We start from the raw sequence: 25,547 nt of genomic DNA on the forward strand, positions 1-25,547 counted from the left end.
ACAATGAAAAGTGCATATGCGGATCTACTGAAAATAGTAAGTAAAAACAAGCCATCTATTCGGTTGAGGAGATCATTCGGATGTACCGAGATACTTGGGCTGAAATAGATCTAACGCAAATTCGCGAGAATGTCATAGAGATCCGCAAATTTCTACCACGTTCGACCAAACTAATGGCAGTTGTTAAAGCAAATGCATACGGCCATGGAGATATCGAGACGGCCAAAGAAGCAGTAGAGGCAGGCGCGGATTATTTAGCGTGTGCCTTCATTGAAGAAGCCATCCGTCTAAGGAATGCGGGCTTAAGACAACCGATTCTTATTTTGACTCCGATTCGTCCTGAACTTGTACCTTTGGCTCTGGAACATGATTTGATGCTTACCGTTACACAAGCGTCTTGGTTTCATGAGATGAGAAAATACAAGCCTGTTCATACCCCGCATAGGTTATCTGTGCATGTGAAAATGGATACTGGACTTGGGAGAATCGGTATACGCACGAAAGAAGAGTGGCTTGAAATGGTTCCGTGGCTCAGAGCACCAGATGTAGTAGTCGACGGTTTCTATACCCATTTCGCGACAGCAGGTGAGGCAGACAACCGTTATCTACAGCTTCAGATTCAACGCTTCCTGGAAATGAAAGAGTGGAGCAGTATGTCACGGATTCCAATCAATCATTATCACTGTGCGGGAAGTGTGGCAGCACTTCGATTCCCGGAATTGTGCATGGATATGGCTCGAATAGGAGCTGCAATCTATGGCTTTTATCCGGAAAAACTAGTACCTAACATCCAACTAAAGCCAGCATTCAGTTTACACAGTAGATTATTGCAAACGAAAGGATTAAAAAAAGGCGAATATGTGGGCTACAACAATGCTTATCAAACAGACTCAGATCAATGGATCGGAACAGTGCCTATCGGCTATGCCGATGGATGGTCGCAGAGAATGCAAAATACAGAGGTGTTGGTGGAAGGGTATCGTGCAGAAATTATAGGGAAAATCTCCATGGATCAATTGATGGTCAAGCTTCCGATGTATTTTCCGGAAGGATCAAAGGTGACCTTCATTGGCTATTCAGGTGAGCGGGAAATTCCGATTCAAGCACTGGCCAATCATATCGGTGGTGTATCTCAAGAAATAACGAGTTCCATCACGGACAGAGTGTTACGAATTTATAAAGAAGGTGGGGAAGTTCATCATGAAATCACGGAAACTCGAACAAAAACATATTGAAATTAGCGTAAGTAACGAAGAAATATTTCAAGGGCACTTAGTGTTAATAAATGATCAAAACCCAATCAGAAGGCAAGTACAAGTCAATCAACTAGAGTCATTGGATTCCTTGCCTTCAATAAAGAAGTTAAATAAGGAGATGCTTCTGGAGAAGCAGTGTTTCAATCAATTTCATGCTCTGCTTAAAGCTTGTGGGGGGACGGATGAAATTGTCGCCGTCAGCGCATATCGAACAAAAGAAGATCAAGTCCAGATCTATCAAGATTGTTTGATAGAACAGGGTTCGGAATATACTTCCAAATACGTAGCCTTGCCTGACCATAGTGAACACCAAACGGGGTTGGCTATCGATGTGGGTAAATTGGAATCGAATATCGATTTTATTGCTCCTTCCTTTCCGGACACGGGCATTTACAAGTCCTTCAGACAACATGCCATACAATTCGGTTTTATCCTTCGATATAAACAAGAAAAAGAATCAATCACTCGTATTGCTTATGAGCCCTGGCATTTTAGATATGTAGGATATCCCCATTCCAAAATCATGGAAGAAAACAATCTATGTTTAGAGGAGTACATCGATTTTGTACAGCAATATCGGTACTCTGGAGAGCAGCTTACGATTAAAGAAAAGGACATGACAATCCAGATATATTATGTTCCCACGGATAAAGGGACATCTAGCCATATCCCGATCTTGAGTTGTGATTCTTATCGCATATCGGGAACGAATCGTGAAGGGTTCATTGTTACGACCTTCTCCAAAAATTAAATTATAGCAATAAGGATGATTTAGATTCATATCACATTTTAGGAGGATTTTACGATGCAGAAGAAGTCGATTGCGGTATTGTTTGGCGGATGTTCAGGTGAGTATAACGTATCTTTGAGCTCAGCCGCTTCAGTGATTGAAAATCTGGATACCGAAAAATACAATCTTGTGTTAATTGGAATTACACAGCAAGGTTCTTGGCTCAGATATAGTGGAACGGTTGAGGATATTCGCAATGATCGATGGCATTTGCATCCGAGTTGTATCCCATCCTTTTTCTCACCGAGCAGAGAAGTCAAAGGACTCATTGAGCTTGTTCATACAGAATATCATGTAACAACGATTGATGTTGTATTTCCAGTGCTTCACGGCAAATACGGTGAGGATGGAACCTTGCAAGGATTATTGGAACTGTCGGGCATACCGTTTGTTGGATGTGGCATGTTATCCTCTGCGTTATGTATGGACAAGGAACTGGCTCATAAACTGGTGCAGGCAGCAGGCATAGATACGCCGCGTTCCCTTACAATACATAGGAGTGAACGGATGGAAGAAGTGCTATCAGCAATAGAAGCACTGGGTTTCCCACTCTTTGTTAAGCCGGCTAGATCAGGATCGTCATTAGGCATATCGAAGGTGAACAATATGCAAGAGTTGATTACCGGAATTGAACACGCCTTCATACACGACAGCAAAGTTGTCATTGAGCAAAATATTAATGGTTTTGAAGTGGGATGTGCTGTATTGGGCAATTCTGATCCCATGATTGGCGTAATTGATGAGATTGAACTACAGGGGCACTTTTTTGACTTCTCGGAAAAGTACTCCTTGATCAGTTCGAAGATTCACTTGCCAGCCCGCATTGATGATGACACTGAAATGAAGGTTAAAGAGAGCGCTCTGACTATTTATAAAACGCTTGGGTGTAGAGGGTTTGCGCGAGTAGATATGTTCCTGACCACTGACGGAAGAATTGTGTTCAATGAAGTCAACACGATACCTGGTTTCACATCGAATTCCCGCTATCCTAACATGCTCCAAGCTAGCGGCATGACTTATGCAAATATTCTTAACCAGCTCATAGAGCTCGCCATTGATGAGAACTGAGAGCGGTTGAATGGAACATAAAACTGAAAAAGAAATATTTGATTACCCATTGTGTAACAATACACAATGGGTAATAATATTATCATGAAGGAATGAAGACATAATCTATTGTAAGAGAAGGGCGTGCGTCATTTAGTGATGAATAAACCAAGCTTGCGCGATATCAAAAGAGAGGCAACCACCAAAGCGCTGTCCAGCTCAGCGTTTGAACTTGCGGTTGAGCGGGGATTGGATGGATTCATTATCGATGATCTCGTTCAAAGGGCCGGATACTCCAGAAAAACGTTCGCCAATCATTTCTCCTGCAAAGAAGAAGCGATAGCCATGGCGGCAATACTTACAACAGATCATTACGATGAAGAGCCATTAAATGAAATTACACAACAAAACATACTGCCGTTGGATACTTTATATGTATTGATAAAGAGATCACTAACTGCAGAGTATGTTTCTAAAATGCGTCAACTCGTATCGCTTTCCAAACAGTACCCGACGCTCGAACCCTATCTTCTCAGCGTGCTCTCTCGTTTGCAAGCTACGGCTCAGGAAACATTAACCGATTTATCCCAGGGACGGTATCCCCAAGGATACTCCCATCTTCTTTCGGGGGCTGTATACGGTGCTGTCCTCGCGATATTCGACGGAAGTATCAACGTGCTACTTCCAGGGCAAGCAACAACGGATTCTCCTGGGGAGATGACGTTGGATCAATATTTGGATGACATGTTCAACTACTTGCGAACCGGATTTTAGAAAACTCCCGAAAGGATGGGGAACACGATGAGAGTTACAACTAAAATGATTGATAAACAATTAAGAGTGAAAGGTAAACTTATTGATTTATTAATGAAATCTTCTCATGAAGAAAAGTGGCTTAACTCGATGAGGAAAATCAAAAAAAAGATCGAATGCGACAGCGGGGAAAGACATCGACGGTTTACAGTGTAGTGAAGAGTGGATACCACGTACAAGTGATGGTTCCAAGATACGTGTTCGAATTTATAAACCTCTACATCCCCAAGGAAAAGCGCCAGGTGTTCTTTGGATACATGGAGGGGGATATGCGATGGGAAACCCGGAGCAATTCGGGGCAACCTACAAAAAATTAATTGATGCAGGGAATTGTATAGTCGTTGCACCGGATTATCAATTATCGATTGATGCTCCCTATCCAGCAGCTTTAAATGATTGTTATGATACCCTTTTATGGATGAAAAGCCATGTGAAGGAACTTGGGATTAGAGAGGATCAGCTCATGGTAGGCGGAGAAAGCGCTGGAGGGGGTTTAACCGCTGCACTTACTCTCTACGCCAGAGATAAGGGAGAAGTGAACATTGCATTTCAAATGCCGCTGTATCCCATGATCGATGACAGAATGATTACAGAATCCGCTAAGGACAATAATGCCCCAATTTGGAACTCTGATTATAATCTTTGGGCTTGGAAATTGTATCTTGGCGAATTGGCAGGGAAGGATGTACCTCCTTATGCGGCTGCTGCCGAGCTACCGATTACAGCAATCTTCCTCCGACAGTCACTTTTGTTGGTGATTTGGAACCGTTTCGAGACGAAACGATTCAGTATGTAGAAAACTTAAGAAAAGCAGGTGTACATGTCGATTTTGAGCTCTACAAAGGCTGCTTTCATGGCTTTGATATCATTCAACCCAATGCAGAAGTGAGTAAAAAGGCAGTTTCAGTTTTTATTCAATCATTTAAATATGCAGTGGATCATTATTTTGCTGAGCAAACAGCGAAAAGATGATAATAAAAGGCGGACATTCCATAACATAGGAATGTCCGCCTTTTATAAACGAATTCTTGAATTCTTTATCTATTCAACTTAAACCGTTGCTGCAACGTGCTTTTCACGAGCAATCTTGGTTGCATCAACCATGTTGCGCAAGGAAGCAACGGTTTCTTCGAGTCCACGAGTTTTGAGACCGCAATCCGGATTAATCCAGAACAATTTAGGGTCCAATACACGCAAGGCGCGTTCAATCATGCTCGTCATTTCATCCACACTTGGAACACGTGGGCTATGGATATCGTATACGCCAAGTCCAATGCCCAGTTTATAAGTGTTCAACTCAAAGCTGTGAATCAGTTCACCGTGACTGCGGGATGTCTCGATCGAAATAACATCGGCATCCATCGCTTCGATGGAATCGATCATGTCATGGAATTCGCAATAGCACATATGTGTGTGAATTTGAGTCGTATCTTGAACCGTGCAAGTGGAAATACGGAAAGCTTTGACAGCCCAAGCCAGATAATCGGCTTGCTCGTTTTCCTTCAACGGCAGTCCTTCGCGAACTGCTGGCTCATCGACCTGGATCATGCCAATACCTGCTTGTTCCAACGCTTCGACTTCTTGTCTCAGTGCATACGCCAATTGATATGCGATATGCTCGCGCGGGATGTCTTCACGCACAAATGACCAGTTCATGATAGTGATCGGTCCAGTAAGCATACCTTTTACAGGACGTTGTGTCTGGGACTGTGCGTATTTGGTTTCTTCAACGGTCATTTCTCCGGTAAATGCAACGTCTCCGAAAATAATTGGTGGTTTTACGCAACGGGAACCGTATGATTGTACCCATCCAAATTGTGTGAAGGCAAACCCTGCAAGTTTTTCGCCAAAGAACTCTACCATGTCGGTACGCTCAAACTCACCATGTACGAGAACATCGATCTCGATCTCTTCCTGAATTTTGATCCAGATATCAATTTGATCCCGGATGAAGGCCGCATACTGCTCATTGTTTAACTCACCCTTACGCCACAATTGACGTGCTTTACGTACTTCTGCCGATTGTGGGAAGCTGCCGATGGTCGTTGTTGGGAAAAGTGGCAATTTCCATTTGTCCTGCTGCGCGATATGACGCTCGGCAAACGGATGGGAACGTTCCGGCTGTTGAACGCTGAGTGATGCCACGGCTTCTTGAACAGCAACACGATTGCGCTCTTCGGATTGCTGGAGAGCCTGGATCGTACGATCGGAATTTTCAATTTCAGCGATGATTTCAGCGTTTCTTGAAGACAATGCTTTCGTCAGAAGAACGATCTCGTCCAACTTTTCATCTGCAAATGCCAGAGCATTTTTTAGTTCGGATGTGAGTTTAGTTTCACGCTCTGTCGTTACCGGAACATGAAGCAAGCTGCATGAGGATTGCACGAATAAACGTTCAGGTGTTACGAGTTCAGCCAGTTCATCCAACAGCTTCAGTTTTCCTGGCAAAGAGGCTTTCCAGATTCCGCGGCCGTCAATAACCCCAGCACCCAAAACTTTATCCGCTGGGAAACCGGACGCTTGAATGGACTGAATGTTACCAGTAGCTCCGTGTACAAAATCAAGTCCGATACCTTGAACCGGTAGGGCAACAATGTTGCTATAGTTCTCTACGGATTCAAAATAGGTTTGCAGCATAATGTTCAGACCTGGTACAGCAGCAGCAAACGTCTCATAAATTTTGTTCAGCAACTGTAGGTCAGCATCACTTGTTTTGGTAACGAGGATTGGCTCGTCAATCTGTACCCACTGAACACCTTCGTTTGCAAGCTCCTGGAGCACTTGTACATAGAGCGGAAGCAGACGGTCCAGCCAAGCGTTTGTTTCGGATTTATCATATCCTTTGGACAGCTTCAGGAAGGTCAACGGTCCTACAAGAACCGGTTTGCCTTCAATACCGAGCTTCTCTTTGGCTTCACGATAAGCAATAAGGGGTTTATTTTCCGTAAGAGCAGGGGAAGCACCGTCCAGTTCAGGCACGATATAGTGATAGTTCGTGTTAAACCATTTTGTCATTTCACTTGCTGCTGCATCTTTTGTTCCCCGAGCAATTCCGTAATAGACGGACAAAGGTACAGCGCCACCGTCATATGCAAACCGTTTTGGAACAATTCCGAACATAACGGCAGTATCCAGAATGTGATCATAGTAACTGAAATCATTGACAGGAATAAGATCGATGCCTTTTTCTTGCTGCTTGCGCAGGTGATCTAACCGAATCTCCTGCAATCTTGCTTGGAATTCTGTTTCTTCGAGCTTGCCTGACCAGAATGCCTCCAAGGCTTTCTTCCATTCCCGATCCGCACCAATTCGTGGATATCCCAATACACTGCTTTTTGCCATGACGTAAAACTCCTCTACAATATGTTACCAAAAAGTTATCACATATCCGGAGTTATAATGTAATTCCATTAAGTTATATCTAGCTATAGCCTATAGCTATAACCCCAAATGTTTAGAACACCACTGTCGATAGAGGCTGTGTTACTGGAACGTGTTAGTCTATAATGACGTTTGATTTAGGAAGGGAGAGGTCGTGGCAATAAAGAATCCGATTTTCTTCATTTGACTTATGATGGCGTGCATGTGCGCTGCCGGTTGTAAAGAAGATAGGCTCATAATAGAGGCTCCTTAACAAATGTTGGGGAGCTCTTTTCGTTTGTCCAATCGTTTTTTTATCTCGATTAGAAGGGACAACTATACTTGATGCATAATAATGATAACTAGATGAATTGAACTAAACATTTACAGGAGAACGTAGAGGACAGAAATAACCTGAAGAAGCGGAGCTAAAAGCTTTCTGAAAGAAAGCTGCATCGGAAGCATACACCTCGCCTTTATCCCCGGATTTTCCCCTTTGAAAAAGGGAATCCAAAAAATCTGGGGATAACAGCGATCGGAAGGTTGTTCTGTTATCGGAGTGGCAAGTGTAAATATTCTTTAGTTCAATTTATATAGATCATTGTTGAACTGGAAAATGTGGAAAGGGTGATTTGATGGGTGTACCTACTTTTCTTGAAACAGGTCATATGACAGGAGGTTTTCCAATCAAGGTAATTCATACCGAGGAACAGTTTAACTTTGCCGCACACTGGCATGAAGAGGTTGAATTGGTTGTAGTCAATGGGAAAAGCGCGAGAATTGGCGTCAATAACCATGTAGTTGACCTTGAACATGGAGACGTGCTGCTTATTAAACCGGGAGACATTCACTGTTTCTTGCCAGGTACAGATCATTTAACCATTATCCTGTTTCGGCTGGAATTATTAACGGGAAGCTTCACAAGCGAAAAAGAAACCCATGATCTCGGTGAGCTTTTCAATAAAACGACGGTCATCCCGTCCAACCCTTGTAATGAGAAAAATCTTGGGAAATATATAGATGCCTTAGTAAATGAAGAGAAAGATCAACAGGCGGGATATCGCTGGTTAATGGTTGCCAGATTATATGATCTCATCGTTCATATGCTGCGCACAAAGGCACCGATTACCGAGGAATTAACTTCAGGATGGCCATGTACACCTTCCAAAAAATTTGAATTTCTCGAATCGGTCTGTGAATACCTGGAGGAGCACTATGCTGAACCCATCAAATTGGATCAGGTCGCGGAGCACATTAAATTCAGCAAGTTTCACGTATGTAAATTGTTTAAAGAAATTAAAGGAATCACACTGATGGAATACCTGAATCATTTTCGAATAATCAAATCGGAGTGGGCCCTACTGTTTCGGGAAGAATCCATTCTGGATATTGCCATTGGTCATGGATTCAACAATGTGAACTCATACAACCGACTTTTCAAAAAATATAATGACTGCACTCCGTCTGAATTTCGTAAGAAGCATCGTACAAATATCACAACATATGAAGGATGATTCACAATATTTGGGGAGAAAGCCTTCTCCAAAATCCATATACTCTAATAAATTGTAAGCGTTTCCTTTTTGAAGGAGGGGGCCCATGAAGAAGTTTAAGCTTAAATATATCTCCATGATTGCACTGGTAAGTGCAGTGATAATGGTGTCCAGCTGCCAGCCAAGTGGAGCCAACCAGTCCAAGCAGGAGGAGATCACCATCTGGAGTTTTACGGATGAAGCGGGTTATGCCATTGAGAAATTCGAGGAGAAATATCCTGACATTAAGGTGAACTTTGTCAATATTCCGGGCAATTTCTACATCACCAAGCTTAAGTCTGCACTACAGACAACGTCTAAGGCTCCGGATGTGTTTATGATCGAGAATGCAAATATAAGAGAGCTGATTGATGTGCCTTACCTGGAGAATTTATCGGAGGCACCGTATAACGCCAATGAACTAATTACAGAGCAATATGCTTTTGTGCAGGCCAATGAGAAGGATAGCGAAGGAAATGTTAGAGCGATCGGTTATCAGGGAACGCCTGGAGGCATTTATTATCGGAGAGATTTGGCCAAAGAATATTTGGGTACGGATGATCCGGAGAAGGTAGCACCGCAAATTGATACATGGGAGAAGATATTCGAGATTGGAGAGAAGGTAGAGAAGCGAAGTGGAAATAAAGTTCATGCTCTTGCCAACTGGAATGCGATATCCAATTCATATGATGGTATCCCTTGGGTTAAGGATGGGAAGTTAGTCATCGATCCCACCTATATGAAGGTGCTTGACCTTGTTCGTGAAGCCCGTCAGCGGCATGTGCTTGCAGAGTTGGATGATGGTAGCGCCGGATATGCCGCTTCGATGCAAAAAGGCCAAGTAATGTTCTATCCGGGAGCAACCTGGGCGTTGCAATACACCTTTAAGGCGAACGCTCCGGATACCGAAGGATTGTGGGGTCTCGCGCCGGGGCCATCCGCTTTTAGTGCCGGTGGAACTTATATTGCGATGTACAGCAAAAGTGACAAAAAGGGTCTGGCCTGGAAGTTTATTGAGTTTTATAACTTTAATCATGATTTTCTGTCTGGGCTGGCGAAGGAACAGGACTATTTCACAAGCAACATGGTCGTTAATGATCAGCTTGCGGGCTCCGTATCTTCAGCATATTTGGGAGGGCAGAAGCATTTTGAGTTTTTCTCGGAAGCAGCCAAGCAGGTTCCTGTATATGAGCGAACCAAATATGATTCAATCATTAACAATGATATCTTCAAAAATGTACTCCAGTTGTATCTCAATAATGACATTCAGACCAAAGAAGAAGCCGTAAAACGAATCAATCGTGATGTCAAATTGAGATTTCCGGAGCTGGAAGTGGATTAGCTTAGAAGTAAGCGAATGCCTTTTAATCATCCGATGACTGGGGGTACAAATTATGTTTGCCAAGTCAATCCGCAAAGACCATTACGGATACTATTTCATTGCTCCGTTTTTCATTCTTTTCGCCATTTTTGGGCTATACCCCATTCTGTATTCTCTCTATATCAGCTTCACCAACTTTGATGGGATTACTACGCCGGACTTCGTCGGAATGGGTAACTATATTGCTGTTCTGCAAGATCCTTTGTTCTACAAGACGTTATTTAATACTCTTTTTATCTGGGGTGTCTCTGTAGTCCCACAACTTACCGTTTCGCTTGTACTCGCCTTTATTCTCAACGACAAGTTACTTAAGGGAAGAGATATTTTCAGAGCAGTTTATTTCTTTCCCAACATCGTTACCGCTGCATCATTGGGTCTGCTTGTAAGTCTGATCTTTGATTGGCAATCTGGCGGTTTAAATCATTTTTTGGTTCAAGTTGGAATCATCGATGATCCAATTAACTGGAAAAATGATCCCTGGTTTATGCGATTGATCGTTTCATCCATCCTGTTCTTTCAATACTTTGGTTACTCCATGGTCATCTATCTGGCAGGGCTTCAGGGTATTGATCCCGCTCTGCAGGAAGCCGCTCAAATGGATGGGGCGAAAAAGAAACATATTTTCATTCATATCATCGTTCCAATGCTCCGCCCAATCATTCTGTTTCAGATGATCACGTCCATTATTGGGGGTATTCAGATTTTCGATCAGCCGTTTACATTGACGAATGGAACGGGTGGTCCGGATCGTGCAGCCATGACGAGTATTATGTATCTGTATAATGTGGCATTCCAAAGTACACGTTTTGGTTATGGGGCGGCGATTGCATTCTGTCTGTTCATCATCATTATCCTGCTATCGGTCGTATCCTTCATGATGACGAAGCGCAAGAGCCGTGCATAGGGAGGGGGAAATGAAATGCAAACCGTCAAACCAGTCGAACAACAAAAAGTCATTCTACAGCAATACGATTCTGCGAGGCGTCTGACACTGGGCAAAGTCATTATTTATCTGTGTTTGATTAGCCTTGCCGTGATCTGTATCATTCCATTTTATCTCATGCTCATCTATTCTACACATAATAATGCAACGATTGCATCGACATTTACGTTTCTGCCCGGACCCTTCCTGTTGGATAATTATACGAACATGGCTTCCAAAATCAATATCTGGCGCGGGTTTGCCAACAGCTTTTTCATTGCCGGAACGTCTACGGTGCTATCCTTGTATATCGGTTCCCTGACGGCATATGGCTTCGCCAAGTTCAAATTCAAAGGACGCAACTGGCTATTCCTGTTTTTGCTTGCTACCATGATGGTGCCTGGGCAGCTCGCACTGATCGGGATGTATCGTCTGTTCAGTACGTTAGGCTTGCTGGACAGCTATGCAGCGATCATTTTGCCTGCAGCGGCGAATGCATTTAATGTATTTTTTATCAAACAATTTATGGAAAGCAGTATTCCAGACGAAATTATTGAATCTGCACGTGTAGATAGTGCAGGGGAGTTCCGTACGTTCAATCAGATTGTCTTGCCCATTCTGGGCCCGGCCATCTCGGCCCTTGGCATATTCACCTTTATCGGTTCGTGGAATAATTTTCTCACGCCGCTGGTCCTGTTCTTCTCCCTGGATAAATACCCGCTTCCGGTACTCGTTGCGCTGGTGCAAGGATATTATGGAATGGATTACGGACTGTTGTATTTGGGTGTTGCGATCTCGATCTTGCCTATTATCATTGTTTTTGCGATATTCTCCAGACAAATTATAGGCAGCGTTGCATTAGGTGCGGTTAAAGGATAGCATGTGTACGGAAATAGTCGCCTTTTTGGCGGCTTTTTGTTGTTTTACATGATATTTCTATGTCGCTGGCACTTAAATCACGGACATCGATGCTTGAAAAGTGGCGGAATACCATTTTGAAAGCCTTTCCAAAATCTATGATATACTACGATATGACTGGCATACCATGGAAAAAAATATACCGCCGTATCTTTTCCTTCACTTTCACTTGCAAAGGAGATGTCATGATGTTTAATGTTCTTGTTGTTGACGATGAGTGCGTACAAAGAGAAGGCATTAAGGATTTGATCTCTCACTACGGCTTTCCCTTTCAAGTATTGGAAGCCGAGAACGGGAAGAGCGCAGAGCGAATTCTGGTTCAGAACGCAATTGATATCCTCATCACCGACGTCAAAATGCCTCTCATGGATGGACTAGAGCTTAGCAAACAAGCCAGGAAAACGCAGCAGAATATAAAGATTGTCATCTGCAGCGGTTATGATGAATTTGAATATGCCCGCAGTGCAATTCGGCTGGGTGTAGTTAATTATTTGCTCAAGCCACTGGTCAGGGAAGAGTTTCTACAGGTGATGGAAGATATTACGCAGATCCGTGCTCATGCCGGAGGTCCCGAACCGGAATCCGTGGAATCGAAGGTCATTCGACAGGTGAAGGATTATGTGAAGGATAACCATCAGAGAGATATTTCATTATCCGAGGCAGCCCACGATGTTTATCTATCTCCAGGGTATTTGAGCATTTTGTTTAAAAAAGAGACTGGGGAGAACTTCTCGAAATATTTGACCGATTACCGTTTGCGGCGCGCAAGCCATCTGCTCGCTCATTCGAATATGAAAATCAATGATATTGCAGGGGCCGTTGGCATCGACAATCATTCTTATTTTGCGAAGCTGTTCAGAAACAGGTTCGGCGTCAGTCCGTTACAGTTCAGAGAGTGCGGGGTGCTTCATGATCGGATGGATCAAGAGCAAATTCAATGATATCAGGTTCCGAAACAAGCTGCTGTTATCCCATTTGGTGATTGCACTCATTCCGATCCTTCTGCTGGGACTGCTCTCCTTCATACAGTCCTACCGTATTCAAATGAAGGAGTTGCGGAGCGAAGCTGAAGCGAGTCTGGAGCAGGTGGCCAACATTATGGATTATAAGATTAATCGCTACAATACGCTAAGTGAGTTCATGGTGCTTAATCGGGACTTATCGCAAATATTTACGAAAGACTACGAGGAAAATTATTATAATATGTACCTGGATTTCCGGGACATTCTGGAGCCATTGATCTCGAACATCCGGCTGATGGACGATGATATTGAAGGCATTACCTTTTATACATCCGGGGAGTTATTGGGAATCCGCAATAATATTTTGCCAATTGGGGATCTCAAGAGTAAGGCTTGGTATGACGGATTTCGAGGCAGGCGCTGGATTGTGGATGGGGAGAAGCTTTTTCTCGTTCAGGAACTGATCAGCAACCCAAAAGACAGCAATTTTATGGTGATCTCCATTCAGCATGATAGCATCTTTGCAGATCTGGACAATCTGTCGGAACATGTAGCTGTTCATATTGAGGACGCGAAGCAGCATGTGATATTCCAGGAAAACCACGAGCGTGCTGCTGTGGCCGCAGAATCGAAGGTTGGGAAGTCTGGTGATCTGCGTCTAAGTCGCCCGCTCGCCAACAACGGCTGGACGATTCACTATAATCTGCTGAATACCAATGCGTACGCCAATGCAATGAGTATTTTTCAAATTACGCTGTTTGTCATCATCCTCAGCCTGATTATTACCTTCCTGCTCATTTATGTCATTTCTAATAACTTTACGCAAAGAATTATCCATATCAAGAACAAAGTGGACAAGGTGGAGCGGAACAATCTGGATGTAATTATCCGAAGTTCATCCAGGGATGAATTTGGTGAGTTGACTAACGGTATCGGTAAAATGCTGACAAGGATCAACAGCCTGATCTCCCAGGTGTATCACGCCGAAATTGCAAAGAAGGAAAGTGAGTATAACAAGTTGATTAGTCAGATCAACCCTCACTTCCTGTATAATACACTTTCATTTATACGCTGGAGGGCCGAGAAAAGGGCAGATATAGAAACGAGTTATATGGTATCCGCATTAGCCCGTTTCTATAGAACAACACTAAACCAGGGGAAGAATATGGCCACCATTGAGGCTGAGGTACAGCATATTAAGGCGTATCTGGATTTGCAGCTCATCATGAACGATGGTCGATTTGATGTGGATTACCATATCAATGACGAGGTATTACATACCGAGGTGATTCATTTTATTTTGCAGCCAATTGTGGAGAATGCCATTAAGCATGGTTTTGTGGAAGCAGATGCATCCGATTGCCACATTCACATTGGGGTTAACCGGGTGGAAGAGGGGATTAAATTAACCGTTCGTGATAATGGTGTTGGCATGACGCCTGTACAGACCGCAGGGTTGTTAACAGGAGAGAACGGCGGATGTGGTGTTCGGAACGTTAATGACCGAATTAAGCTGTATTATGGTCGGGGTTACGGACTTGTTATTCATAGTGAGCCAGGCAGCGGAACGGAAGTGTCAATCGTCCTTCCTGCCACATGATTGCGTGTAATTATATTAAAAACATAGCGTTAGTACTAAAGCGGTTGCTGTGGCAACCGCTATTTGTTACTGTTATAAATTTTTTTTACAGAGAAATAAAGTAAATTGGAGGTCATAAAAAAAGTGTTACATATCCGAAAAATGTGGCATATACGCCAATTATGAAAACGCATACAATTTGGTTATCAAAAGCAAATCAGATAAAGGGGATGACAGGATGAAGAAGCGCAGTAAGATGGCTACGCTGCTGATCGGAAGCATGATGTTGGCTGTAATCAGTGGCTGTACCGGAGGCAATAACGAGAGCGCACAACCGCAAATTTCAGAGCAGGACTATGAACCTTATGGTAAATATGAGACACCCGTGGAATTTACGATTGGTCGAAATACCAATCATGTGAACAACCTGCCTGCAGGCGATACCATTGAAAACAATCTGGCTACACGCTATGTAGAAGACCGGGTGAATGTCAAGGCCAAGGTAGCTTGGGAAACAGATGATATGGATCAGAAGCTGTCACTCTCGATGACGACAGGCGACCTGCCGGATGTAATGCTTGTCAGCCGTGAAATATTTAATCAACTGGTGGATAACGATCTCATTGCCGACATGACAGAGGTATACGAGAAGACAGCATCCGAGGGTGTTAAAAATATCTATGGTTCCTACGGAGATTTGCTGTTGAATCAGGTAAAGGTGGACGGTAAGATCATGGGTCTGCCTATGACGAATATCGGAAACCAGCATCAATTGCTGTGGGTCCGGAAGGACTGGGTGGATAAAGTAGGCGCGAAGCTGCCGGAATCTGTCGAGGATGTATGGAATCTGGCGAGAACATTTGTAGAGAAGGATGTCTCGGGAACAGGCAAGACGGTAGGCATGGTCATGGATTCGAATGCGATGAACTTTACGCCAATCTTTGCTGCGCACGGTGCCTTTCCCATGAACTGGATACAGAAAGACGGTCAGGTTGAATATGGATCTGTTCAGCCTGAAGTAAAACAAGCGCTGACAGAACTGAGCGCCATGTATAAAGAAGGTTTGATTGATAAACAGTTTGCTGTCCGGTCGAACGAAGAGAAGGAAGCCCTAGTTATCAACGGACAGGCAGGAATGGTATTTAATCCATGGTGGATCGGCTACACCAACTACAAGGATTCCATTAAACAAGATCCTGAAGCAGTCTGGGTTGCCGTATCTGCACCAGTAGATGAGAATGGCAAGTTCAAGACGATCCGGCAAGATCCGGTGGGCGGCGGCATCGTCGTTGTGAAGAAGGACTTTGCGCATCCTGAAGCGATCATGAAATCAGTCAATTTAACAACGGATTTTCTGTACTCCTTAACGGAAGACGCAATCAATTACAAGAAAGAGCATCTTGACGAGTTGCTGACCGATGCAAGCCGCTGGAATAATGATCCTACCCAGATTCCGATGCAAGTGGATTATGATGATGTACTCAAGCGTTATTACGATGATCTGATCAAAGCAGATGAGGCAGGTGATGCTTCTGCTGTTCAGGAAGACCGAGTGGTTTCTTTCAAGGCCTATCAGGAATTCAAAGAGAAAGGAAATGCGATTGATGCAAACACCTACGGTGAATACCTCTCCCGGATCGAAGGGCAGCGTGAGGCGAACAATCCGAACCTGGAAGTGATCACCGCAGGCTTTTATGGAACAACTGAGACGATGAAGCTGAAGTGGGCGAATCTGCAGAAGCTAGAAGAGGAAACCATGCTCAAGATCATTATGGGGGAAGCGCCTGTAGATGAATTCGATAAGTTTGTCGACACTTGGAAACGTACGGGTGGCGATGAGATTACAGAAGAAGTTAACGAGATGAGCAAAAGATGACGATTGCGTGAGCTTAGGTGCGGAAGCCTAATCGTGGACTTTCGCACGGGCTTTCGCCGATAAAGCCTGTCCAATTAGGCACATGATGGAGGTGGAAAGGACAATGGCTCAAATGGAAACAACCGTTAATCAAGAGCGGGAAGTGCGTTACGGGAGGAAAAAGAAACGTAAAACTTTTGATGAAATGACCTATCATTTTATGCTGCTGCCTGGCATGATCATGCTGTTCATTTTCTCAATTGTACCGATGTTCGGGGTTGTGATGGCATTCCAAAAGTTCATTCCTGCCAAAGGAATATTCGGGTCCAAATGGGCAGGGATATCCAATTTCACGTATATGTTTCAACTCCCGGACGCGAAGCAGATTTTCATTAATACATTGGTCATCGCAGTTGGAAAGATTGCTCTAGGGTTGATTGTACCCATCGTATTCGCTCTGCTGTTAAATGAGGTGCGTCTGAAAGTATTCAAGAGTACGATTCAAACCATCGTCTATTTGCCGCATTTTATGTCCTGGGTAGTTCTGGGCACGATGCTGACCATGATCTTTTCCTTCGATGGCATGGTGAACAACTTCCTTGAGTTTCTCGGACTGGAGCGAATTATGTTCTTGGCAAGTAATGACTGGTTCAGGCCGCTGCTCATTGTGACGGATACGTGGAAGGAATTTGGCTATGGGACGATAGTCTATCTGGCTGCATTAACGGCAATTAATCCTGCATTGTACGAATCTGCCGCAATGGACGGCGCAAGTCGTTGGAAACAGACGCTGAATATCACGCTGCCGGGTATGTTCCCGACGATTATCCTGCTGGGTACGCTGAGTCTTGGTAATGTACTGAATGCGGGTTTTGATCAGGTGTTTAACCTGTATAATCCGCTGGTATATGAAACGGGCGATATTATCGATACTTTTGTGTACCGTATGGGTCTGATCAACATGCAATATTCCTTTGCAACAGCGATTGGACTGATGAAATCGGTGATCAGCTTTGTTCTGATCGTGATTTCCTACAGACTGGCTTCGAGGTATGCGGGGTACAGAATTTTCTAGGAGGGTTAGCATGATTCAATCCAAATCACTCGGCTCCAGGCTATCCCGCCTGTTGATTATGTTTGCGTTAATTCTGATTACGTTCATGTCCTTGGCGCCGATTGTCAATACCATTATGGTGTCCGTCAGCAGCAGTACGGCTGTTAATGCAGGGCGCGTCTATTTTTTTCCAGTGGAGCTGAATTTCTCATCGTATGGCCAGATTCTGAATGATACGAAGTTTTGGAAGGCTTTTCTGATCTCGGTCGAGCGGGTGGTGCTTGGAGGAGCAATCAATATGTTTTTGACTATTCTCATGGCCTATCCGTTGTCACGAAGCGTCACACAATTCAGATCGAGAAACACATATATGTGGATTATTGTGTTTACAATGCTGTTCAGCGGCGGAATCGTACCCTGGTATATGGTCATCAGCAAGTTGGGATTGATCAACAGTATTTGGGCGCTAGTTTTGCCGGGGGCAGTTCCTGTCTTTAATGTAATTCTCCTCATGAACTTCTTCAAGGGAATTCCAAAGGAATTGGAGGAGGCCGCATTCATTGACGGTGCCAGTCCGCTTAAAATTCTGCTCAAAATTTTCATCCCCATTTCCATGCCGAGCCTGGCAACGATCATGCTGTTTGTCATTGTCGGGCACTGGAACAATTTCTTTGACGGAATCATTCTGATTAACGACAGCTCCAAAATACCGCTCCAGACCTATCTGCAGCAGCTCAGCCTCACACGGGATCAGATGCAGAATCTTTCAGTCGAACAGCTGCAGCAGTTTAACAAAATCTCCAATACGACGTTGAATTCTGCCAAAATTCTGGTGTCCATGATTCCCATTCTGCTGATTTATCCTTTTCTGCAACGTTATCTAATCCACGGAATCGTTCTGGGGGCCGTGAAGGAATAGTTCTGGCTATCAGCATCATTAGCCGTTCTGCCTGCGAAATGTGGAAGGGGGTGAAGGGGAAAGGCGCGAACAGAGCTGGAGCAAGGGATTGACACTGCTTTACGAGTGAACTGTTAGTTATACGTCGACTGGAGAAGGGAAGGGATCTGATGAGCAAAAGGAAAATGGTGAGCCTCACGCTGGTACTCAGCATTATTCTGGTCACCACCATGGGGGCAACAAGCGGCGGCAAGAATCGCTATGCCGATCAGGCGCAGTGGTCACAAGAGAAACTGCATGAATACTACTGGAACGATGCATCAAAAATGATGAATAATGCTTATCCATCAGCACCAGAAGGTGAACATGCCTTGAATTACTGGTGGAAGGCTCATGCGGTAGATGCATTGGTGGACGGATACGAACGTACAGGGGACAAGGCCTACACTGAGGATGCAGAAGAACTCGTTCGCAGTATCATTGCACGCAACGGTTCACTTCACAATGAATTCTACGATGATATGGAATGGCTCGCGCTCGCCGGGCTTCGTCTGTATGATGCAACAGGCAGTGAAGAGATGAAGGGATACGTACTAGAGTTGTGGGATGACATCAAGACCGCCTGGTGGGAAGATGAGCTTGGCGGTATGGCTTGGAAAAAGGATCAGCGTTATAACCGAAATGCGTGCTCCAACGGGCCTGCCGCCATCTTGGCTGCAAGGCTGTATGAACGTTTTGGCGATGCGCGGGATCTGGAATGGGCCAAAAAAATATATGATTGGGAGAAACAACATCTGGTTAATCCGCAAACGGGCCTGGTAGCGGATGGTTTGGTGCTGAAGGAGGATGGCACACTGGATGTGAATGAAGCATGGATCTTCACGTACAATCAAGGCACGTTTATCGGAGCGGGTGTTGAACTCTACCGGATAACAGGGAAGAAGACGTATTTGAAAGATGCCGAGAAAACGGCAGCAGGTTCTTTGAAGACCTTAACGGATGAGAAGACTGGCATATTTAAAGAGGATGGGGACGGGGACGGTGCGTTGTTCAAAGGCATACTGATCCGCTACATGGTTGAGTTGTACGAAATCGGGCATAACAAGAGCCTGAAAAAGGCAGTCTATCGCAATGCCGATGCCTTACTGAAAGGCAGCCGGGAAACTGGATTATTCGGTCAGGCTTGGGGCAAATCAGCCCAGAACCCACTCGACCTTACCGCTCAGCTCAGCGGCGTATTTCTGCTGGAAGGAGCTGCAAAGCTGGAAGCAGGCAAAGCGGATAAGCTAGGTAAACCGGAAAAACCAGTGAAAAAGTAGCCGTTTGAGTGGAAGATAGGTTAATAGGATAGTAATTATTAGAGGTCAGCACCTGCATGAGTCTTTCCAAGAGAAAGATCATGCGGTGCTGTTTTATGAGACTGTAATTCCATCATAGGGAACGGGATTTTCATCATATTTCGCAATGAGAGGGGTACGTAAAATGCATTCAATTACAGAACTCCCAGAAGCAATGAGACGTTTGACGGAAATAGTGCGGGAAAAGCAATCGGAGCGTACAGCAGACATGTTAGAGCAATGCTTGGCTAACACCTGGAACACCACCTTAAAGCGCATGGAGGACGGTTCAACTTTTGTTATTACGGGCGATATACCCGCCATGTGGCTGCGCGATTCTGCAGCACAAGTAAGACCTTTCCTGGTCCTATCAGAGGACCCGGAGATCGGGGACATGATTCAAGGCGTGGTACGACGTCAATTTGATTATATTTTGCAAGATCCTTATGCGAATGCTTTCAATGAATTGGCCGACGGTAAAGGACATCAGAATGATGCCACCGACATGAGCCTGTGGATTTGGGAGCGTAAATACGAGATTGACTCACTATGTTATCCGATCCAGCTCAGTTATCTGTTGTGGAAGAATTCCGGCAGGATTGATCATTTGGATGAAACATTCCGCGCAGGTGTAAGGCAGATTATCGAGTTGTGGAAGAGAGAGCAGCGACATGAGACGGACTCCGCTTATACTTTTGAGCGCAGCAATTGCCCGCCATCAGATACCCTTATTCGAGACGGCAGAGGGTCGGAAACGGGATATACCGGTATGACCTGGTCCGGTTTCAGACCGAGTGATGATGCCTGTACGTACGGTTATCTGGTACCTTCAAATATGTTCGCAGTGGTTGTACTCCGATATGTCACAGAAATTGCTAGGAGATTCTAATGGATGAGGAGCTTGCAGAAGCGGCAGAGAACCTTGCCACACAGATTAATGCGGGTATTCACCAGTATGGTGTGGTAGAGGATGATCAATGCGGTTCCATTTATGCATACGAAGTGGATGGGCTTGGCTCGACCAATCTGATGGACGACGCCAATGTTCCCAGCTTGCTATCCATTCCTTACCTGGGTTATTCAAATGCAGATGATCCGGTCTATGTGAATACACGGCAATTTATTCTGAGTGAGCGCAATCCGTACTTCTACCGGGGGGCGGCGGCATCTGGCATTGGTAGTCCTCATACACCGGATCAATACATCTGGCATATTGCGCTGGCGATGCAAGGCATGACCGCAAAGGATACTGCAGTACAGCAGCGTCTTCTGGAGCTGCTGCTTGCAACAGACGGAGGAACCGGATTTATGCATGAGGGATTTCATGTGGATCGACCGGAGGAATTTACTCGCCCTTGGTTTTCCTGGGCTAATATGATGTTTTGTGAACTGGTGCTGTTATGTTCCGGTGTCACTGTTAAACGGTAAATCAGTGGTGTGGTTTCATCCGAAAAAAGCATCGTACCCCATATATCAGGGGTACGATGCTTTTATGCGTCTGCAGATTCATTATAAGTAAGGTTATTACTTGCTAACAGGTAAGTGGTAACTTTCTCGGATTAAGGAGAAATAGTCATCAGCACGAACGACCTTGAATTCTGTTCCGAGTTCTTCAGTGATCGCCAGTGCATCGGATGGGGTCGTACTCCATGCAAGCAATCCAAGAGAAACGAACAACGGGGACTTGCCATCCCAATTCGCTTTCGCTTCATTCAGCACCTGTAATCCGTCCTGCACCGTACTTATTCCACGAATTGTGGATACGGGCAGGCTATCGTCAACGATTTCCACACCGTAGTTGTCTTCATAGCTGATGAATAAGCCGGGTGCATTATAATCCTGCGCGTAAGCCTTGGCTTTAAATGGCGTGAGAGGTACATTCTCACTGTCTACACGGTTCAAAACATAAGGAATGGTCATGCCGGTCTTTTTCATATATTTTTCGGTTTGCTGCAAAAATTGCCGGAAGCTTGAGTCGGGCCATGCCCCCGGATAGAAGTATCCTGCACCGGACGGTCCTGCGATCAGCAGATCATTCGGAGTTGCTGTGTTCACATAATAATTCAATATTGCTGGTGCACCTTCGTAGAGAAGCGGGCTTGAAGTCCAGTTAATCGGAACCTTACCCCTAGCCGGATCATCCCACATCACACGCATGCGATGCTGGTTATACTGAAAATTATCGCCTTCCGTAAAGGTATACGTTACATAGATTTTGTTCTCCAACGCAGGTCGCGGAGATTTTTTCACCGGGGTGAGTTTCGGCTTAGTTCCCGAGAAAACAGTCAGGTTGCTGAACCAATCGGCAGCGAGAACATAGACACCATATCGAGATGCGATCTCAACGGAGCTGAACTCACCTTCGACATCATTGCTAAACCAGCCAAGGTAAGGAGTTCCCGGTTTTACGTCAGACATGATCTTCTCGAAGAGTGCTTTTTGCTCAGGCACATTGGAATCCAACCAGAATACCATCGCTTTATTAGCGACTGCATAATCCCTTAAATATGCATAGGGCTCCCGTTGCTCAGCGGAGAGAGGGCGGATATTACCCGCGGATACTTTATACTGATTCCACATGTCCACTTCAGCCGTCAGGTTCTGAGTACCTGCAGGAGGACTGAATTCATAAACAAAATAATTGCCATTATCGGCGAAACGGTGGCCGCCTTCTCCTTCAGCAACCTTGGAATTCTGTCTGTCATAGAGGAATTGTTCTTCTTCCGGTGTTCCTGCGATGAAGTTAGCGATCTCTTTTCCATCCGCCTTAACCGTAACCTCATGTACAGCCGGTCCCCAGCCATCTTGAGTAAAGGCGTCATCAAATCGGAGATATACTGAAGATTTTCCCAAGAGTGTAGAAAGATCTAGGGAATACGTATCACGGTTGCTTGCATCTCGAATCTGTTGTTTTTCCTCCGTTATCGTAACAAAGGATTCAGGCATCCCGGAAGGGATGCGAATCGTTGTATCCGGATCAAGTCCAATTAACATCTGGTGGTTCGTTTTCTTCCACAGATTCTCATATTGCCAGGTATAGGCATCTATCCGACTATTGAATTTACCCCGCAGGTCATCCACAATCTTCAATTTGTAAGGGGCTTTGGACAATTTGACTGCTAACTCGGGACTGGCAACCACAACATTCTTCAGTCCTGCGAGCGTGGTTGCTACGTTGATCGTATCAGGTACTTGGGGATCATATACAACCATGCCTTTGACTTCGTCGCGATAAGCAGAGAACACTTCCCAATAATCCTGATGAAGCGTGTAAGGCACCTTGATGTCCTTAAGCCAGGTCAATTTTCCTTCTTCCTGGGACTCAATCAGATAAATTCGGGGTTGCTCTCTGTTAACGATTCCCTGTAATGTTCCCAGCAACAATTTGATGTCACCTGGCGCATCATAGATGTCGGCTGCATCCAAATGTTTCGGTTTTTTGAAACTTGGCAGTTCACGGTGTTTGGACCCATCAGGTTTGGCTGTCTGTACATCCGTTTCCGAAGCTGAAGCAGCGCCGGCGGTTAATGAAAAAGCGCATATGAGTGCTAAACAGAGCATCGTGAACCTACGAGCCATGGCGAATTCACTCCTTGTTATTGTCAAGAATTAGAGCTGTGCCTTCGTAATACCCACCCTCCTTTTTTGGTCAAAAGCCAATCCACACATCTCTATCCAACACATATTAAATATATTCATATATAATTTTACAAGGGGTTCGACAAAACTTCCCATTATTCCTGGAAATCAGGCATATTAAATGCGATGATATCAAGGAGATGTTCTTTGCAACTGCAGATAAGCTCAGCTTGTTTATTGCACTTGCAGGTGAAAGGATATATTATATATCTCAAATATTATGAATGAATTGGTGATGTGATCAAAATGAGTACAAATGATCGAATTCCACTGTATCAACAAATCCAGGACTATATCAGACATGTCATAACTCAAGAAAATATGAAACCCGGTGATCGCATACCGACAGAGAAGGAACTGATGGATCAGTTTCAGGTCAGTAAAATTACAGTTGCCAATGCCTTGACCGGATTAGCAAATGAAAAGTTAATTGCGCGTGTGCCGGGGAAAGGCAGTTTTGTAGCTGAAGAAGCGGATAGTGCTTCTATGACCTCAACGCAAGCGAACTCAATGAAAGGCAGAGAGGGGACACTGTCTACAGGAATGATTGGCATCATTGTGCCCTCCATCCATGATTATTTTGCCATCCGGCTCGTTGAGGGAATTGAGCAAGCCTTGCGTGACGAAGGATATCGCAGCATGATCATGTTTACGCATGGCAAGGTGGATAAAGAGAAGGATGTCATCAAGGAAATGAAGGCGCTTGGGGCAGAAGGTCTATTAATCTTTCCTGTGGATGAAGAGAACTACAACGAGGAGATCCTCGGCATGAAGCTCTCGGGTTTTCCTTTTGTACTGATGGACCGTTATTTGCCAGGGGTCGAGACACATTATATTGCGGCAGATGGCAGACGGGGCACAAGGCTAGCTGTGGAGCATCTATGGGAGCTGGGACACAGGGATATCGCTATTTGCTCGGATTCTCCCCTTCAGACAGTTACGGTTCAGGAGCGGATTGAAGGTTATATTGAGGCTTTAAAAGGCAAAGGCGCGTTAATCAATCCCGCTCATATGATCACGGATTTCCAACCGCTAACTGAACTTAAGGAAGCGGAAGCCCACCCTTTGTATCGATATATCCAAAACCGGATGGTCACAGCCTATGTTTCGCTTAACGGCAGGTTAGGTGTGCAAATCTATCAAATGGCCAAGCAAGCAGGGCTTCGAGTGCCTGAAGATGTATCGATTGTAAGCTTCGATGATCCCACCTCAATCGTGGAGGAATTCAGTATATTTACCCATGTTAAGCAATTTGAGCGGGATATGGGGTATCGGGCGGCTGCTAAATTACTTGAAGTATTACGTGGTCATGGGGAAGCGAAAAGTTATAGCAAAATGCTGATTGAACCCGAACTGGTCGTACGTCAAACCACCGGAACGGTTCCTCAAGCTTAATTTTCACAAGAAAAGAAAACCTTTTCCGGAGAGAAGCGGAGAAGGTTTTTTTTATGTTTGTATAAAAAACATATTGAATATATTCATATCATATATTATAGTCTAGAAAATGATGGATAGTCATACATTGCAACCCAAATCAAATACGAGCTGGGGAGGTTAAGAAGATGGCGAGAGATCGAAAGGAAGAGCGTACCGGATTTCAAGAATCTGCTGCTTACCATCCCGATTATGATCTGCAGACTGACTTTGTGATGGTTTACGGGATTGATGAGTCGATGCAGGAACGCATTCTGAGGTGGAAAGAAAAAGGATATGTGGTCCATTTGATGACAGGAGTTGCTTGGGGGACCTAGAACAGCTATCTGGATGGAGCAAAAAATTCCATCGCATATTGGTTTCCTCCAACGCAGACGTAATGTTGAAATCTTTGTTAATGGAGTACGGTTGAAAGCACTCTGGCCATCACTGTGGCAAGATATTCATTACGCTGGTGTGGACATTACAAATAACCTGGTGAAGGGCGAGAATGAACTCGAAGTTCTCACAGTTTCATTGCTGAAGCCTATGCCAGCCATTTCCTTTCCTGCTTATCTGATTGGTTCATTTGCTATAGAAGATCAGACAACATTAACCGTGGAATCCGAACAAGTAACTGGGGTTTGGAATGTCACGTCTTATATGGTGCGAGGTAATAATGTAATCGACATTCATGTGGCTAATACACTGGAGAATCTATACGGAAAGTCATCACTACCTTCGGGCATGAATGGGTCGGTAAAACTTGTAACTAAAATTTAAAATAATGC

The 25,547-nt window shown here is 44.5% G+C and carries 21 protein-coding genes and 1 pseudogene; 20 read left to right on the top strand and 2 right to left on the bottom strand.

The annotated features are described in order from the left end of the window. The first annotated feature begins 80 nt into the window (after positions 1-80). The 6 genes from alr (at position 81) to AC3ITG_RS15195 (ending at position 4,878) form a co-directional block, all read left to right on the top strand. Positions 81-1,235 carry an alanine racemase gene (gene alr, locus AC3ITG_RS15170; protein ID WP_489254237.1) on the top strand — a complete coding sequence of 385 codons (1,155 nt, stop codon included), beginning with the start codon at positions 81-83 and terminating at the stop codon, positions 1,233-1,235. Next, positions 1,201-2,007, top strand: a complete 807-nt coding sequence (locus AC3ITG_RS15175; RefSeq protein ID WP_489254238.1) for a D-alanyl-D-alanine carboxypeptidase family protein — start codon at positions 1,201-1,203, stop codon at positions 2,005-2,007. The genes alr and AC3ITG_RS15175 overlap by 35 nt, the downstream gene beginning before the upstream one ends. Before the next feature lie 54 nt (positions 2,008-2,061). Further along, complete coding sequence (vanG, locus tag AC3ITG_RS15180) at positions 2,062-3,114, top strand: D-alanine--D-serine ligase VanG (RefSeq protein WP_489254239.1); 1,053 nt, start codon at positions 2,062-2,064, stop codon at positions 3,112-3,114. 138 nt (positions 3,115-3,252) lie between these two features. After that, complete coding sequence (locus AC3ITG_RS15185; protein ID WP_489254240.1) at positions 3,253-3,867, top strand: TetR/AcrR family transcriptional regulator; 615 nt, start codon at positions 3,253-3,255, stop codon at positions 3,865-3,867. A 292-nt stretch (positions 3,868-4,159) separates the two neighbouring features. Then, entirely contained in the window at positions 4,160-4,702 is a 543-nt protein-coding gene (locus AC3ITG_RS15190) for an alpha/beta hydrolase fold domain-containing protein (protein WP_489254471.1), read from the top strand. Beyond that, entirely contained in the window at positions 4,666-4,878 is a 213-nt protein-coding gene (locus AC3ITG_RS15195; protein ID WP_489254241.1) for an alpha/beta hydrolase fold domain-containing protein, read from the top strand. Before AC3ITG_RS15190 ends, AC3ITG_RS15195 begins: the two co-directional genes overlap by 37 nt. Before the next feature lie 78 nt (positions 4,879-4,956). On the opposite strand, the gene metE is transcribed toward AC3ITG_RS15195, so the two are convergent. Then, entirely contained in the window at positions 4,957-7,248 is a 2,292-nt protein-coding gene (gene metE / locus AC3ITG_RS15200; protein WP_489254242.1) for a 5-methyltetrahydropteroyltriglutamate--homocysteine S-methyltransferase, read from the bottom strand. A gap of 653 nt (positions 7,249-7,901) precedes the next feature. On the opposite strand from metE, the gene AC3ITG_RS15205 reads away from it, so the two are divergent. The 11 genes and pseudogenes from AC3ITG_RS15205 (at position 7,902) to AC3ITG_RS15255 (ending at position 21,132) form a co-directional block, all read left to right on the top strand. Then, positions 7,902-8,780 carry an AraC family transcriptional regulator gene (locus AC3ITG_RS15205; protein WP_413378629.1) on the top strand — a complete coding sequence of 293 codons (879 nt, stop codon included), beginning with the start codon at positions 7,902-7,904 and terminating at the stop codon, positions 8,778-8,780. An 85-nt stretch (positions 8,781-8,865) separates the two neighbouring features. Next, entirely contained in the window at positions 8,866-10,140 is a 1,275-nt protein-coding gene (locus AC3ITG_RS15210) for an ABC transporter substrate-binding protein (RefSeq protein WP_489254243.1), read from the top strand. Positions 10,141-10,192: 52 nt separating this feature from the next. After that, positions 10,193-11,083, top strand: a complete 891-nt coding sequence (locus AC3ITG_RS15215) for a carbohydrate ABC transporter permease (RefSeq protein WP_413378635.1) — start codon at positions 10,193-10,195, stop codon at positions 11,081-11,083. 15 nt (positions 11,084-11,098) lie between these two features. After that, entirely contained in the window at positions 11,099-11,980 is an 882-nt protein-coding gene (locus tag AC3ITG_RS15220) for a carbohydrate ABC transporter permease (RefSeq protein WP_413378637.1), read from the top strand. A 224-nt stretch (positions 11,981-12,204) separates the two neighbouring features. Next, entirely contained in the window at positions 12,205-12,960 is a 756-nt protein-coding gene (locus AC3ITG_RS15225) for a response regulator transcription factor (protein WP_413378639.1), read from the top strand. Next, a complete protein-coding gene (locus tag AC3ITG_RS15230) occupies positions 12,929-14,581 on the top strand; it encodes a sensor histidine kinase (RefSeq protein WP_489254244.1) in 1,653 nt (550 codons plus the stop codon). Before AC3ITG_RS15225 ends, AC3ITG_RS15230 begins: the two co-directional genes overlap by 32 nt. Positions 14,582-14,798: 217 nt before the next feature. Beyond that, a complete protein-coding gene (locus AC3ITG_RS15235; RefSeq protein WP_489254245.1) occupies positions 14,799-16,436 on the top strand; it encodes an extracellular solute-binding protein in 1,638 nt (545 codons plus the stop codon). A 112-nt stretch (positions 16,437-16,548) separates the two neighbouring features. Beyond that, positions 16,549-17,490, top strand: coding sequence for an ABC transporter permease (locus tag AC3ITG_RS15240; RefSeq protein ID WP_163754780.1), 942 nt, complete (start codon positions 16,549-16,551; stop codon positions 17,488-17,490). Between the two features lie 10 nt (positions 17,491-17,500). Further along, positions 17,501-18,388 carry a carbohydrate ABC transporter permease gene (locus tag AC3ITG_RS15245; protein ID WP_163754563.1) on the top strand — a complete coding sequence of 296 codons (888 nt, stop codon included), beginning with the start codon at positions 17,501-17,503 and terminating at the stop codon, positions 18,386-18,388. A gap of 149 nt (positions 18,389-18,537) precedes the next feature. Beyond that, the gene (locus tag AC3ITG_RS15250) at positions 18,538-19,686 is read left to right on the top strand and encodes a glycoside hydrolase family 76 protein (RefSeq protein ID WP_489254246.1); all 1,149 of its coding nucleotides are present in this window, start codon (positions 18,538-18,540) and stop codon (positions 19,684-19,686) included. A gap of 163 nt (positions 19,687-19,849) precedes the next feature. Next, positions 19,850-21,132, top strand: a pseudogene (locus AC3ITG_RS15255) (glycoside hydrolase family 125 protein). Between the two features lie 96 nt (positions 21,133-21,228). Here AC3ITG_RS15255 and AC3ITG_RS15260 read toward each other — a convergent pair. Then, positions 21,229-23,283 carry a GxGYxYP domain-containing protein gene (locus tag AC3ITG_RS15260; protein WP_489254247.1) on the bottom strand — a complete coding sequence of 685 codons (2,055 nt, stop codon included), beginning with the start codon at positions 23,281-23,283 and terminating at the stop codon, positions 21,229-21,231. Positions 23,284-23,589: 306 nt separating this feature from the next. On the opposite strand from AC3ITG_RS15260, the gene AC3ITG_RS15265 reads away from it, so the two are divergent. From AC3ITG_RS15265 to AC3ITG_RS15275, 3 genes are all read left to right on the top strand, one after another. Next, positions 23,590-24,738, top strand: a complete 1,149-nt coding sequence (locus AC3ITG_RS15265) for a GntR family transcriptional regulator (protein ID WP_489254248.1) — start codon at positions 23,590-23,592, stop codon at positions 24,736-24,738. A 167-nt stretch (positions 24,739-24,905) separates the two neighbouring features. Next, positions 24,906-25,094 carry a hypothetical protein gene (locus tag AC3ITG_RS15270; RefSeq protein WP_489254249.1) on the top strand — a complete coding sequence of 63 codons (189 nt, stop codon included), beginning with the start codon at positions 24,906-24,908 and terminating at the stop codon, positions 25,092-25,094. 91 nt (positions 25,095-25,185) lie between these two features. Continuing rightward, positions 25,186-25,539: a hypothetical protein gene (locus AC3ITG_RS15275; protein ID WP_489254250.1), complete on the top strand. Its 354-nt coding sequence runs from the start codon at positions 25,186-25,188 to the stop codon at positions 25,537-25,539. Positions 25,540-25,547: the final 8 nt, after the last annotated feature.

Source organism: Paenibacillus sp. GL_099_B, from assembly GCF_057835695.1.

Coding starts and splice junctions, on each gene's coding strand:
- AC3ITG_RS15175 (WP_489254238.1), top strand. CDS start 1,201: ATGAAATCACGGAAACTCGAACAAAAACATATTGAAATTAGCGTAAGT.
- AC3ITG_RS15235 (WP_489254245.1), top strand. CDS start 14,799: ATGAAGAAGCGCAGTAAGATGGCTACGCTGCTGATCGGAAGCATGATG.
- AC3ITG_RS15215 (WP_413378635.1), top strand. CDS start 10,193: ATGTTTGCCAAGTCAATCCGCAAAGACCATTACGGATACTATTTCATT.
- AC3ITG_RS15185 (WP_489254240.1), top strand. CDS start 3,253: ATGAATAAACCAAGCTTGCGCGATATCAAAAGAGAGGCAACCACCAAA.
- AC3ITG_RS15205 (WP_413378629.1), top strand. CDS start 7,902: ATGGGTGTACCTACTTTTCTTGAAACAGGTCATATGACAGGAGGTTTT.
- AC3ITG_RS15265 (WP_489254248.1), top strand. CDS start 23,590: ATGAGTACAAATGATCGAATTCCACTGTATCAACAAATCCAGGACTAT.
- AC3ITG_RS15220 (WP_413378637.1), top strand. CDS start 11,099: ATGCAAACCGTCAAACCAGTCGAACAACAAAAAGTCATTCTACAGCAA.
- AC3ITG_RS15240 (WP_163754780.1), top strand. CDS start 16,549: ATGGAAACAACCGTTAATCAAGAGCGGGAAGTGCGTTACGGGAGGAAA.
- AC3ITG_RS15210 (WP_489254243.1), top strand. CDS start 8,866: ATGAAGAAGTTTAAGCTTAAATATATCTCCATGATTGCACTGGTAAGT.
- AC3ITG_RS15230 (WP_489254244.1), top strand. CDS start 12,929: ATGATCGGATGGATCAAGAGCAAATTCAATGATATCAGGTTCCGAAAC.
- AC3ITG_RS15250 (WP_489254246.1), top strand. CDS start 18,538: ATGAGCAAAAGGAAAATGGTGAGCCTCACGCTGGTACTCAGCATTATT.
- alr (WP_489254237.1), top strand. CDS start 81: ATGTACCGAGATACTTGGGCTGAAATAGATCTAACGCAAATTCGCGAG.
- vanG (WP_489254239.1), top strand. CDS start 2,062: ATGCAGAAGAAGTCGATTGCGGTATTGTTTGGCGGATGTTCAGGTGAG.
- AC3ITG_RS15270 (WP_489254249.1), top strand. CDS start 24,906: ATGGCGAGAGATCGAAAGGAAGAGCGTACCGGATTTCAAGAATCTGCT.
- AC3ITG_RS15260 (WP_489254247.1), bottom strand. CDS start 23,283: ATGGCTCGTAGGTTCACGATGCTCTGTTTAGCACTCATATGCGCTTTT.
- AC3ITG_RS15225 (WP_413378639.1), top strand. CDS start 12,205: ATGATGTTTAATGTTCTTGTTGTTGACGATGAGTGCGTACAAAGAGAA.
- metE (WP_489254242.1), bottom strand. CDS start 7,248: ATGGCAAAAAGCAGTGTATTGGGATATCCACGAATTGGTGCGGATCGG.
- AC3ITG_RS15245 (WP_163754563.1), top strand. CDS start 17,501: ATGATTCAATCCAAATCACTCGGCTCCAGGCTATCCCGCCTGTTGATT.